The organism is Streptococcus sp. 27098_8_23 (genome assembly GCF_041432195.1).
Classification (GTDB): Bacteria; Bacillota; Bacilli; order Lactobacillales; family Streptococcaceae; genus Streptococcus.
Map to the genome: position 1 here is coordinate 64,129 of NZ_JAPVZF010000006.1, position 12,798 is coordinate 76,926.

The window sequence follows — 12,798 nt, forward strand, 5'->3', positions numbered from 1 at the left end:
ATCTTAGCCTACTGTCAACAACTTTCACGGCATAAAATTAACCATCTAAGACCACGGATGCTTCAATTTGAACAACGCCCCCTTTATCGTTCGTTTATCTGATTCATTACAGATGATGAACACTAGATAGCGTAAACCATGCTTTAGATATAGATCAGCGAGACCATGAAGAGCATATTTGTGCAAATAAAAGATCCAAGTATCCTGTATCCTTAATAGAACTTCTTGGGGTAGCTCTCCAAAAATTTGAAACCGAAAAACTACACACCTAGCTCCAAATTCTCGAATCCCATGGTTATCCATTGTACATACAGGAACTCTTTCATCTGCTACGTGCACTCTCTGGACCGACTTGCTTCCATCGGCTTGAACAACTTCCTGAGCTTCGTAAATTGGAACTAGTGTATATGCAAACTGATTTTCCTGAATATTTTCTTTCACTAATTCTACCAATACATTTTGCGTAGAAGCTAGAAATCTATTCCAGTTTTTTTGATTTTCTTCTATCTGGACTTTCCTCTGGTACTCCTGAAGTTTTCTGCCACAAAGATGACAAACTTCCTTAATACCTTCAAAAATCTTCATAGGTATTTCTTCGATAATCGACGGCATATTGACCTCCTTTAAAGTTCGACTACTTCATTGACTTTTGCAATCAAACTAAGCTGGTTACGGTACTCTCCATATACAACAGCCTTCTCAATATCTACAATTTCTACAGTTGTGAGCATTGGTTGATACGAGTCATAATCCTTCATCGATGCTAGTGGAACTTTTACAGTGAGTTGCTCTCCAATATTATTTTTTTCGTTTGGATAATCACTGTCATCGGAAAAGATAAGTACGCCCACTTTTACCCCTTTTTCAATTTCTGAACCAGTTTCACTTTTTTCTATCCACCTTTTGGCGGACACAAAACGTAGTTCTTTGCGAGAAAGGAACCGTGACGCATCAAACTCTGTAAAATGAGTTAAGTTCTTAAGTGCCATAATTCAATACCTTCTTTCTAAACTTAAAAGTAAATCGTCTACTTTTAACGAAATAAATACTGTGACGATTACAGATAGCAACATTTTAAAATCACCTCCTTGCTTATAAGGAGAAATTTTAAAAGAATTCGGAGGAGATTCTTAATTTTTTAATTCTTTTCGCAGAATCTCTATAATACGCTCATAGTGTCTTTTGACAGTTTTGTCAGTAAGCCCGAATTCTTTTGAAAGACTTGAGTACGATTTACCTTCTAAAACTACTCCATATAGAATTTTTCTATCTCTTTCACTCAGCAATCTCTCAATAGCATTCTTTATAATAGCAATTTCTTCTTTTTTAATTAGGAGAGACAATGCATCTCTATTATCTGCTATCGTATCTAGTAAAGGATCTGTATCACCTGAACCACTATCTAAACTACGAAGACCATAAGAACGATCTTTTCTACATGAATTCTCATAGGGCTGGTTTAATAAGTTATCTACCTTAGCCCAATCACCAGATAATACAGCTTTATTAATTGCTTCTTCTCTACGTTGTTCTACTTTTGTTAAATCTACCATATGTTGGTACCTCCTGCTCGGGTTTACCAACCATACAGAGTTTGTCTTCTCACGCTATCGCCAGTGGAAAAAACTTAGTAGTCATTTTAGATAAAAACAGTCAGATGTATAAAAAAAATAGCAGTTATACAAAATCGTATAACTGCTATTCATTTTTTAGAGCCAAATCTATATGCTATTTGTTTTTTTATTCAATTATTCTTTTAGTTCTACTTTTTCTAGTTCCATTACTGCGTTATTCTCTTCATTTGAGGTATCATTCTTCAAAAATCCCATGAATACTTTCTTACCATGTTCAACTGGAATAAAGAATTGCTCTCTATCCAAATTAACATATATTTTTTCTGTATCCTTTATCTTATAGCCTCTACTTTCCATGATTTCAATAATTTGTTCTTTTGTTTTCAAATTCTGAACAGTATTAGTAAATGATTCATATGAAGTTAAATAAATCACCTTGTCTCCTACAATAATTCTATCACTTGAAAATTTAATGTTAGGCAATCTATCTATATTTTTTTGATTTTCTTCCACAGAACCCTTATTCCCATAAACCTTCGTAACACGATAAGTTCCGCTGATTTTTGTATTTACTAATGGTACTAACTCATACGGCACAGCTGTATTCTCACCAAATATATCAAGATATACCATCTTATGTTGATCTATCTTATACAGGATTCTTCCGTAACGTTCTTGGTCTTTATTATCAAGTAATGAAATAAACTTCAAATCTTCTTTTTTGATATCACTATTTTTTAATATCTCGAAATTTTCCTTAAATGATTTGACGATATCTTCTTCCGAAAGTTTAGTTTTTGTGATATTTTTAAAATCAGAATATGAATCATGAATAGTTACATCATAATTAAATACTTCATTATTTTTTAGCATATAGTCAATTTTTAATTTATCTGAACCTGAAAATTCCCAAACACTAGTTTTAAGTCCTACTGAACCCCACTTCTTATCAAACAAATTATCACTTGATGAATTTTCGGAAAAATAATTAGATATGCTTATACCTGCAGCGGCAAAGATACCCAATATAACAATCGTAAGTAATATGACCCTCACTAAACTAAATTTTTTAGTTTTTTTGCCATTCTTACTATCCTTTTTACCTTCTTCGTTTTTCTGCTTTCTCATATATCTTATTCTCCTTGATTTTTGTATCTATTCTATTAGCAAAACCTGAGTTTATTTCTTAATAATCTATGTTATTTAGATATTTTTGAAATTCCTCTTTTTTCATGTACTGTGGACTAGGCATTTTAGGTATTCCTTCAATACCTTCAAAAATCTTTGAAACAACTTCTAAGGCAATCCAATTAAAATTGGTCTGTTTTTCTATTGTTTCATTTATATTTTTCCACTCTGTGGGAACCATATACGAGAGATCTTCGGGGAGTTTAGGATAGGTTCCTTTTTCAATAATTTTAGAAAGAAAGCCGTATTCTCCATTCGGCAATGTTAGTAACACATAACCAACATTTCTCTGGTACAAGTCCGATTCTGTCGTAAATAAAACTTTTCCACCATTATTTTTTGCAAAATAATAATGAGCTTCTAAGCTACCTAACTGAGAATATTTCTTCTCACCATTTCCCATGTCCCATTCTTGTAATTTATACACAGCTATTTCTTCTGCCATGTTATTGCTCCTTTTGTATTGTTTTTTATCTATTTTAACACAAAATAGTACGATGCGCTATACTATATTGATATTTTGGACAGCTAACTGTACTTAAAAAATCATATAAAGGATAGTAGAATAGTACAAAAGAGGAAATTACAGATGGAAGCTAATCAATTACAAAAATACATAGCAGAGCGTATAAGAGAATGTAGAAAAGAACAGAATCTCAGCCAAGAACAATTATCCAATCAAGCTGGACTAGGTATTAAAGCAATACAAAACATCGAGAATATGAAATACGATTTTAAAATACACACACTTGAAAAAGTGCTTACTGCTTTAGGAATGACCGTAGAAGACTTCTTTAATTTCCCACTCTCAAATAATTACGTCCCTATAACTACATTGATCGATAACATCTCAGATTTATCTCACACAAAAAAATTAAAAATCATTTCTTTGTTCAATGAAATTGTTAAAAATATAGATTAAAAGAGGAACTCTCAATGAATTCCTCTTTTTGTATGCTACTTTAACTTTCCTTTGGTTAGTTTTATGGTTAATTTGTGCCTCAATAATGTCATGAGTCCTTAAACTTCACTCCAAACACTCTAAGTATGAGTATCAAAAATCATCTCTTCTAACCTCATTTTCTTCCATCTATTATACCAAAAATAGCATCCCTCGGCTTGTAAAAATATTCTAATACCAATCATTCTCCCTTGACTGCATTTTTTTAAAGCAGTATAATAACACTTATTGAAATTTTCATCAAAGGAAAAGAAAATGTTTAGAAAATTAAAATATACCTTTATCGGTCGACCACTCAAGTCTCTCACAGACGGCGAAGGGGGATTGTTGGGAAAAATGCAGGCACTTGCAATGTTATCCAGTGATGCCCTGTCTTCTATTGCCTATGGACCTGAACAAGTCATTCTCGTTTTAGTCAGTCTCTCTCCTCTCGCTATTTGGTGGAGCCTCCCTATCGGTATTTTTGTCCTCTTACTGCTCGCTAGTTTGACCATTTCCTATCGTCAAATTATTCACGCCTATCCTCAAGGTGGAGGAGCTTATATGGTCACTCGGGAAAATCTCTCCCCTGAACTAGGCTTGATTGCAGGGGGCAGCCTCCTTGTTGACTATATGCTGACAGTAGCCGTATCCGTTGCGTCTGGAGCTGATGCTATTACTGCAGCCATCCCTGCCCTCCATCCCTATAATCTTCATATCTCTATTTTCCTAGTCTGTCTGCTCATGCTCTTGAATTTAAGAGGATTGAAAGAATCTGCCAGCTCTCTGATGATTCCCGTCTACCTCTTTATCTTCAGTACCGTCTTTCTCTTGCTTTATGGGTTCTTTCAACTATTCACAGGTTCCCTAAACTATCAGGCGACTTCAACCATTGGACAAACTGTTCCGAGCCTTTCCATCGTTCTCCTATTGAGAGCCTTTACCAGTGGCTCTGCCTCTCTGACAGGGGTTGAGGCTATTTCAAATGCGGTACCATTTTTCAAAACTCCGAAAGAAAAGAATGCTGCTCAAACCTTGACCATCATGTCCTTGATTTTAGGATTTCTTTTTGCAGGCATTACCTTCCTAAACTACTGGATGGGTATCACTCCTCAAAATGGAGAAACCATCCTCTCGCAAATGGCCAAGGGTATTCTTGGTGATTCATTCTTTGGTCATGCTAGCTACTATCTCTTCCAGTTCTCAACAGCCTTGATTCTAGCTGTAGCTGCAAATACTGGCTTTTCAGCCTTCCCTATGCTGGCATACAATATGGCTAAAAACAAGTACATGCCCCATCTCTTTATGGAAAAAGGGGATCGCCTTGGCTACTCCAACGGTATCTTAACTCTGGCTTTTGGAGCTATGATCCTTCTTCTCATTTTTAATGGGAATACTGAACGCTTGATTCCTCTTTATACTATCGGGGTCTTCGTTCCTTTTGCCCTTTCTCAGACTGGGATGATTCGTCATTGGAAAAAGGAAAAAGGAGCAAACTTCTTAAAACCTGCCTTTGCTAATATCCTTGGGGCCATCATTTGTTATGCTATCGTTCTCATTCTACTTTTCTTCAGACTGGGTGATATCTGGCCATTCTTCCCAATTATCCTAGTTCTTACTTTCCTCTTTTTGTCCATTCACAGTCATTACCAAAAAGTGGCAAAACAGCTACGACTCTACGAAGGAATTGAAAAACGTACCTATGACGGCAATCTTGTCCTTGTCCTAGTAGGAAATGTTACTCGAGTAAGTGTCGGAGCCATTAACTACGCTCAAAGTATCGGCGACGAAGTGTTGGCCATGCACATTTCTACTAAAGAAACGGCAGAAAAAGACCAAGAAATTCTTCAGGAATTTGCCGATTACTTCCCAAATATCACTCTGAAGAATATCAATACTAGCTACCGCGACATCATCACCCCTAGCGTTAAGTATGTCAAACGAATCGCCCAAGAAGCTAAGCAAAAAAACTACACCGTTACAGTTCTCGTACCACAGTTTATCCCTAACAAGCCTTGGCAAAATATCCTGCACAATCAAATGAGCCTCAAACTAAAATACGCTCTCAGATGGCACGAAGATGTCGTTATCGCTAGCTACTCTTATCACTTAAAAGAATAAACAAAAACTCAAAATCAGTAACTTATATCTGGTTTTGAGTTTTTTTGTATGTGACCTTTTAAATGAGCCCTCCATGAGTTCCATCTAAAATGACCGATTTCGTAGACAGTTCACTATGTAGGATAAAAAGAAAAGTCAGTAGACTCGAGTTCCTACTGACTTCTTTGTTGAATTCGTTTGGATTAAGCAGCCAAAACTTTGCGTCCTTTACGACGACGAGCTGCCAATACGCGACGACCGTTTTTAGTTGACATACGGTTACGGAATCCGTGTTTGCGCGCACGACGAAGTTTACTTGGTTGATAAGTACGTTTCACGATGAATACCTCCTCATAGATTTTGTATTCGTTTAGCCGGCTATAAAGTGATCAGTTACTAAACATACTTTACTATTCTATCTGATTCTGACCTATTTGTCAATAGCTCTAAGGAAATGTTTCCTGCTTTTCCCTATGAAAGCCTTATCTACGATACTGGCTCAAGAAACGTGTCATCTTTTCTTGGATTTGCGCCAATTCGTCCACACGAGGAAGATAAACGATACGGAAATGGTCAGGTTCCTTCCAGTTAAAACCACGACCATGAACCAAGAGAACCTTTTCCTGCTTCAAGAAATCAAGAACGAACTGTTCATCATCATCAATGCGGTACATATTGCGATCGATTTTAGGGAAGATATAAAGACCTGCCTTCGGCTTGACCGCAGACAAACCTGGGATATCTTGAATAGCATTGTAAATGAAGTTTCTTTGCTCATAGATCCGTCCACCAGGAAGGAGCAATTCATCCACTGACTGGTGCCCACCTAGTGAAGTTTGTACGACTTGCTGGGCCAAAACGTTAGAGCAAAGACGCATATTGGACAGCATATTGAGACCTTCGATATAGCCCTTGACATGGTGCTTAGGACCAGACAAGACCATCCAGCCTACACGAAAACCAGCGATACGGTGAGATTTTGACAGACCATTCATGCTGACACAGAAAACATCTGGTGCCAAGCTTGCCACAGGTGTATGCACATGCCCATCCATCACCATGCGATCATAAATTTCATCCGCAAAGATGATCAAATCGTTTTGACGGGCAATCTCAATAATCTCCAACAAGAGTTCCTTAGGATAAAGGGCTCCAGTTGGGTTATTTGGATTGATAAGGACGATTGCCTTGGTATTAGAAGTAATTTTTGACTTAATATCGTCAATATCTGGGTACCATTCTGCAGCTTCATCACAGATATAGTGAACGGCATTTCCCCCAGCTAGGCTGACCGCGGCTGTCCAGAGAGGATAGTCTGGCATAGGCACCAAGACCTCATCGCCATTATCCAAAAGCCCTTGCATGGACATAACAATCAGCTCACTGACACCATTTCCGAGGTAGATATCATCAATGTCTACATTGGGAAATTTCTTCAGTTGGCAATACTGCATGATGGCCTTGCGGGCTGAGAAAATCCCTTTGGAATCAGAATATCCCTCACTATCACGCGCATTCATAATCAAGTCATGAATGACCTCGTCTGGCGCTGTAAAGCCAAATTCTGCTGGATTCCCTGTATTCAGACGTAAAATCTTTTCTCCGTTTGCTCGCATCCGCATAGCTTCTTCCAAAACAGGACCACGGATATCATAGGCAACGTGCTCTAACTTACTAGACTTGTTATATTCTTTCATCTTGTTTCCTCAATTCATAGAGATAGTAACATTATACCACTAGAAAGGGATTGCGACAAGTTTCCTGAAATGAGTAAGCAAAGAAAAAACTCACAAAGACTAGGTTTTCACCGTCTAAACAACTAGAATACAGAAGCATTTTCTCACATACCAAAAGACAAACCTAGAAAGATCAGCGCTATAAAAGAATCATACAAAAGATTAAACATGAGAAAGAGCCCCCACGTGACCAAATAGTCCAAGCGACCACTTCTCTTTGCAATCACAAATAAAATGATGTGGTAGACTAGGTGAAAGAAAAGAAATCCAACAAAACCTGGATAGAGAACGGGCATGACTCTTTCCAGCTGCCAAAGCATCACTACTTCACCTACAAGCGACGCAAGGATAATTCCATGATAAAGAAAACTTATTTTTTTAGAAGCTTGAACAGTTCCTTTCATACTTTCTCATCCCCTTTACTGTGTTTCCTACTAGCTCGTTTTCTTTTATTTTAACATATCTCCACCAAATTGAATCTCCGATAATATTTCTTTAAATATGATTTTTACTTTACTTCTTTAGTGAAAAGGGTTACAATAACAGTAAGAAAATTTCAGGAGGTTTCATTATGGCACAACGTTACCAAAATGTTATGGTCGCAATTGATGGTTCTAAAGAAGCGGATTTGGCTTTCGTCAAAGGTGTTTACACTGCTCTACGCAACGAATCCAAGCTCACCATTGCCCATGTTATCGACACACGCGCTCTTCAAAGCGTGTCTACCTTTGATGCTGAAGTTTACGAAGAACTCCAAGTCGATGCTGAAAGTCTGATGAAGGAGTACGAAAAGCGCGCAAGAGATGCTGGTGTGACCGATATTCACATCGTCATCGAAATGGGAAATCCAAAAACCCTCCTTGCCCGTACTATTCCAGACGCAGAAAATGTCGACCTGATTCTCGTTGGTGCAACAGGGCTCAATGCCTTTGAACGCCTCTTGGTTGGTTCTTCATCTGAGTACATTCTCCGCCATGCAAAAGTCGATTTGCTGGTCGTGAGAGAAAGTGAAAAAACATTGTAATCATTAAAAAAGGGAGCCTTGAGCTCCTTTTTGTTTCTATTTTTTTCTTTCTTTATGTCGCTCATAAGCTTTAAACTGACGTTGTAGTTCCTGTCGGATGGCAGGTTCTGGAGCATATTTTTCTTCCCAGTCTTCTGGTTTTAAAATCTTGTGTGTAACTGGATCAAAATGAGCTTTCCCATCAGGGAAAACCTTCCCCATATTTGCCTCATGAACAATGTCAAAGATACGTTCTGGATCTACTCCCATCAAAACAAAACTACCGTATGTAAAATACAGTGTGTCAATCAAAGCATCCACTTGACCGACCAAATTTTGCTTAGCAGGTGTCTTTTTCGCCACTTTCTCTGCCGCCTTATCAAGTGCCTCATGCATGCTTGCAAGGGAGTTTTGGAATTCTTCCTCCGAAGAACTTGCTGCGCGAACAAACTCTACTAATTCTTCAATTTTAAAATCTGCGCGGTGGGTTGCACCTTCAGCATCCCATGCCTGTGGCTCTTCTTGAGTTCGTTCATCCATCATGTGGTGGAAGGTTTTAACCTTATTAAAGTGGTAGTCTCGACTGACAAACACTTTTTCTGAAGCCAAAACACCAAAGTGCTCGAGCGCCTTGTGGATACCATCTTGTTGATTACTTGCCGTAATATGCTTGGCAACTTCTTTGACACTGCTACTGCCATTTCCCATAGCAACCGACATCCCAACACCCGCCAACATTTCTAGATCGTTGTCTGAATCACCAAAGGCCATGACTTGATTGAGATCAAATCCATATTCTTTCCCGACTCGGCGAATGCCTTCTAGTTTGGAATTTCCTTGGTTGATGATATCTGCCGCAAAAGGATTGCTTCGAGTTAATTTCAAATCTTCAAAATCACTTGCTGCCTTCTCAGATTCTTCTGGCGTCATCAGCATCAAAACTTGATAAATGGGTTGATTAATCAAGTTAAGCAAGTCGTCTTCCTTTTGAGGAACTGCCTTGCTGACCATTCGATTAAAGGAACGGCTAACGGTTCTTGTCAGAACAGTCGGAATAAAACGACTAACCAGTTGGGAAATGGAGCCGAGACCAAATGACATAATTTTCGAACCAACAACGGCATGCTCGGTTCCAAGAGCGATTTCTTTACGCTCCTTTTTAGCGTAAGCAATCAGTTGACGCAGGCTTGACTTAGCAATCGGACTTGCAAAGAGCACCTTTTCTTTATTAAAAATGTATTGGCCATTGTAGGTCACCGCAAAGTCTAGGTCCAAGTCTTCCATCAATTCCTTGACAAAAAACGGCCCTCGTCCTGTCGCTACTCCAACAAGCACTCCTTGCTCTTTGACAATCTTAATCGCGTCCTTAGTGGATTTCAAAACACTCTTGCGATCGTTGACTAGCGTTCCATCGATATCAAAAAAAACAGCCTTGACTTCCATCCTGTCCCATTCTCCCCTTTTGTGTTACAATGATTATACCACATTTCAGAAAGAGTGACTAAATCATGCCTAAGAAAATCCTTGTTTTACATACAGGTGGGACTATTTCCATGCAAGCAGATGCCACTGGTGCCGTTGTAACTAGCCAGGAAAATCCCATGAACCATGTTTCCAATCCGCTTGAAGGGATTGAGGTTCATGCCCTAGACTTTTTTAATCTGCCAAGCCCTCATATCAAACCCAAGCATATGCTTGCACTCTATCATAAGATTAAAGAGGAAGCTGATAACTATGATGGAGTTGTCATCACACATGGTACAGATACCTTAGAAGAAACAGCTTACTTCCTTGATACTATGAAAATTCCGCCCATCCCCATCGTTCTAACAGGGGCCATGCGTAGTTCAAATGAACTTGGTAGCGATGGTGTTTATAACTATCTGAGCGCTTTGCGAGTTGCCAGCGATGACAAAGCAGCCGACAAGGGTGTGCTGGTCGTCATGAACGACGAGATCCACGCAGCCAAGTATGTTACCAAAACTCATACGACCAACGTCAGCACCTTTCAAACCCCAACACATGGACCACTTGGCCTTATCATGAAGCAAGAAATCCTCTACTTCAAAACAGCTGAACCTCGTGTCCGGTTTGATCTTGAGCATATTCAAGGTCTAGTTCCCATCATCTCAGCCTATGCCGGTATGACAGACGAGCTAATTGATATGTTAGACTTGGAACAGCTGGATGGCTTAGTCATTCAGGCCTTTGGAGCAGGCAATATTCCCAAAGAAACAGCTCAAAAGTTGGAAAATCTCCTCCAAAAAGGAATCCCAGTCGCCCTGGTCTCACGTTGTTTTAATGGTATTGCTGAACCTGTCTACGCCTATCAAGGTGGAGGGGTGCAGTTGCAACGAGCTGGTGTTTTCTTTGTCAAAGAACTCAACGCTCAAAAAGCTCGCCTCAAATTATTAATCGCCCTTAATGCTGGATTAAAAGGACAGGCTTTGAAAGACTATATGGAAGGATAAACCTCTTCGAAAATCTCTTCAAACCACGTCAGCGTTGCCTTACCGTAGGTACGGTTACTGATTTCGTCAGTTCTATCCACAACCTCAAAACAGTGTTTTGAGCTGACTTCGTCAGTTTTATCTACAACCTCAAAGCAGTGCTTTGAGCAACCTGCGGCTAGCTTCCTAGTTTGCTTTTTGATTTTCATTGAGTATAACTCCTTCTCTAGAACGCAAAATCAGGAAATCTTCATGATTCCCTGATTTTTTCTATTTACGTTTTCGTGTAGAGCGGCGTTCTGTCAAACCATGAGGTAGGAGAACTTCGCGTTCTTCCAACTCTTCCTTATGCATAATCTTAGTCAACATACGCATGCTGATAGCACCTAAGTCATAAAGAGGTTGGGCAATAGTTGTCAAGTTTGGACGAGTGAATCGTGCAATCTGAGAGTCATCTGTCGTAATGATTTCAAACTCTTCTGGCACAGACACACCGTGGTCAGCCAAACCATTCAACACACCCGCAGCCAATTCATCACCTGTTACAACTGCGGCTGTAGCTTGTGATGAAATCAAGCGTTCTGCCAAGGCATAGCCATCGTCATAGCTGTATTTTGATTCAAAGACCAAGCCCTCGCTATAAGAATGTCCAGCTTTTTTCAAGGCTTCCTTATAACCAATCAAACGAACCTTGCCATTGATATCATCGACGAGTGGTCCACTCACAAAAGCAATTTTCTCATTTTCTTTGAGAAGGTAGCTCACAGCATCAATCGTTGCTTGTTTGTAGTCGATATTTACACTTGGAAGTTGGTGTTCTACATCCACAGTACCGGCAAGAACAACCGGTGTCCGTGAACGAGAGAATTCTGAACGAATCTTTTCAGTCAAGTGATAGCCCATAAAGATAATCCCATCGACTTGTTTTGAAAAGAGAGTGTTGACTACTGAAACTTCCTTTTCATCATCCTCATCACTATTTGCTAGGACAATGTTATACTTGTACATTTCAGCAATGTCGTCAATCCCCTTAGCAAGCGTTGAGAAATAACCATTGGTAATGTTAGGAATCACAACTCCGACTGTCGTTGTTTTCTTGCTAGCTAAACCACGGGCTACCGCATTTGGACGATAGTCCAAGCGATCAATCACTTCTAGGACTTTTTTTCGAGTGTTCTCTTTAACATTCTTGTTGCCATTAACGACACGGCTAACTGTTGCCATTGAAACCCCTGCTTCACGGGCGACGTCATAAATCGTTACTGTATCATCTGTATTCATTCCGTTTCCTTTCTATAATGAAAATTTCGTTTTCACGCATCTACTTACTCCATTTTATCACTTATTGTAAACACTTTCAAGTATTTTTTAGAGAAACTTTGAAAAAATTTCACAGTTTATTCCCATTTTGAAAAAGCAATTACGATTTCTTGATTTTTAAGACATTTTGCTGTATGATAAGGAAAATAAAAGGGGGATGAAAACATGGCTTTTACAAATACACAGAGACGTTCCGCTAGTTTTGGTGTCGTGACCAGCCTGCCTGACGATGTCATTGACTCTTTATGGTATATTATCGATCATTTCCTGAAAAATGTCTTTGAATTAGAAGAAGAGCTTGAGTTTCAACTGCTCAACAATAAGGGGACCATCACCTTCCATTTTTCTAGCCAGCACCTTCCGACTAGCATCGATTTTGATTTCAATCATCCTTTTGATCCGCTTTACCCTCCTAGGGTCCTTGTTTTAGACCTGGATGGCAGAGAAACCATCCTCCTTCCAGAAGAAAATGACCTATTTTAAAAAC

16 protein-coding genes are annotated in these 12,798 nt (G+C 39.0%); 5 read left to right on the plus strand and 11 right to left on the minus strand.

The window, feature by feature from the left end:
• Positions 1–45: 45 nt before the first annotated feature.
• The 5 genes from O3652_RS08145 to O3652_RS08165 form a co-directional block, all read right to left on the minus strand.
• On the minus strand, positions 46–612 hold the full coding sequence (locus tag O3652_RS08145; RefSeq protein ID WP_049520599.1) for a hypothetical protein: 567 nt from the start codon (positions 610–612) through the stop codon (positions 46–48).
• Between the two features lie 11 nt (positions 613–623).
• A complete protein-coding gene (locus tag O3652_RS08150; RefSeq protein WP_033585486.1) occupies positions 624–989 on the minus strand; it encodes a hypothetical protein in 366 nt (121 codons plus the stop codon).
• Between the two features lie 141 nt (positions 990–1,130).
• Positions 1,131–1,553, minus strand: a complete 423-nt coding sequence (locus O3652_RS08155; protein ID WP_033585485.1) for a sigma-70 family RNA polymerase sigma factor — start codon at positions 1,551–1,553, stop codon at positions 1,131–1,133.
• Between the two features lie 195 nt (positions 1,554–1,748).
• On the minus strand, positions 1,749–2,702 hold the full coding sequence (locus tag O3652_RS08160) for a hypothetical protein (protein WP_033585483.1): 954 nt from the start codon (positions 2,700–2,702) through the stop codon (positions 1,749–1,751).
• 58 nt (positions 2,703–2,760) lie between these two features.
• Complete coding sequence (locus O3652_RS08165; RefSeq protein WP_033585481.1) at positions 2,761–3,207, minus strand: hypothetical protein; 447 nt, start codon at positions 3,205–3,207, stop codon at positions 2,761–2,763.
• A gap of 144 nt (positions 3,208–3,351) precedes the next feature.
• On the opposite strand from O3652_RS08165, the gene O3652_RS08170 reads away from it, so the two are divergent.
• Positions 3,352–3,684 (plus strand): helix-turn-helix domain-containing protein, encoded by a 333-nt coding sequence (locus O3652_RS08170; RefSeq protein ID WP_033585479.1) that lies wholly within the window; start codon positions 3,352–3,354, stop codon positions 3,682–3,684.
• A 294-nt stretch (positions 3,685–3,978) separates the two neighbouring features.
• Positions 3,979–5,823: an APC family permease gene (locus tag O3652_RS08175; protein ID WP_049477751.1), complete on the plus strand. Its 1,845-nt coding sequence runs from the start codon at positions 3,979–3,981 to the stop codon at positions 5,821–5,823.
• Between the two features lie 182 nt (positions 5,824–6,005).
• Here the strand turns inward: O3652_RS08175 and rpmH are convergent, their stop codons facing one another.
• From rpmH to O3652_RS08190, 3 genes are all read right to left on the minus strand, one after another.
• A complete protein-coding gene (rpmH, locus tag O3652_RS08180) occupies positions 6,006–6,140 on the minus strand; it encodes a 50S ribosomal protein L34 (protein ID WP_000831905.1) in 135 nt (44 codons plus the stop codon).
• A gap of 144 nt (positions 6,141–6,284) precedes the next feature.
• Complete coding sequence (locus tag O3652_RS08185) at positions 6,285–7,499, minus strand: pyridoxal phosphate-dependent aminotransferase (RefSeq protein ID WP_000666454.1); 1,215 nt, start codon at positions 7,497–7,499, stop codon at positions 6,285–6,287.
• 143 nt (positions 7,500–7,642) lie between these two features.
• Positions 7,643–7,942: a hypothetical protein gene (locus O3652_RS08190; RefSeq protein WP_000679224.1), complete on the minus strand. Its 300-nt coding sequence runs from the start codon at positions 7,940–7,942 to the stop codon at positions 7,643–7,645.
• 167 nt (positions 7,943–8,109) lie between these two features.
• On the opposite strand from O3652_RS08190, the gene O3652_RS08195 reads away from it, so the two are divergent.
• Positions 8,110–8,562, plus strand: coding sequence for a universal stress protein (locus O3652_RS08195; protein WP_000079162.1), 453 nt, complete (start codon positions 8,110–8,112; stop codon positions 8,560–8,562).
• A gap of 36 nt (positions 8,563–8,598) precedes the next feature.
• Here O3652_RS08195 and O3652_RS08200 read toward each other — a convergent pair whose 3' ends face one another.
• The gene (locus O3652_RS08200; RefSeq protein ID WP_125413393.1) at positions 8,599–9,984 is read right to left on the minus strand and encodes a Cof-type HAD-IIB family hydrolase; all 1,386 of its coding nucleotides are present in this window, start codon (positions 9,982–9,984) and stop codon (positions 8,599–8,601) included.
• Positions 9,985–10,049: 65 nt separating this feature from the next.
• Between O3652_RS08200 and O3652_RS08205 the strand changes: the two genes are divergently transcribed.
• Positions 10,050–11,012, plus strand: a complete 963-nt coding sequence (locus tag O3652_RS08205) for an asparaginase (RefSeq protein ID WP_125413392.1) — start codon at positions 10,050–10,052, stop codon at positions 11,010–11,012.
• Here O3652_RS08205 and O3652_RS08210 read toward each other — a convergent pair.
• Both O3652_RS08210 and ccpA read right to left on the minus strand, forming a co-directional pair.
• Positions 10,997–11,200, minus strand: coding sequence for a hypothetical protein (locus tag O3652_RS08210; RefSeq protein WP_125413391.1), 204 nt, complete (start codon positions 11,198–11,200; stop codon positions 10,997–10,999). The two genes, O3652_RS08205 and O3652_RS08210, sit on opposite strands and share 16 nt — an antisense overlap.
• A 61-nt stretch (positions 11,201–11,261) precedes the next feature.
• Positions 11,262–12,272: a catabolite control protein A gene (gene ccpA, locus O3652_RS08215; RefSeq protein ID WP_001090635.1), complete on the minus strand. Its 1,011-nt coding sequence runs from the start codon at positions 12,270–12,272 to the stop codon at positions 11,262–11,264.
• A gap of 204 nt (positions 12,273–12,476) precedes the next feature.
• Between ccpA and O3652_RS08220 the strand changes: the two genes are divergently transcribed.
• A complete protein-coding gene (locus O3652_RS08220; RefSeq protein WP_000886045.1) occupies positions 12,477–12,794 on the plus strand; it encodes a DUF960 domain-containing protein in 318 nt (105 codons plus the stop codon).
• Positions 12,795–12,798 lie beyond the last annotated feature (4 nt).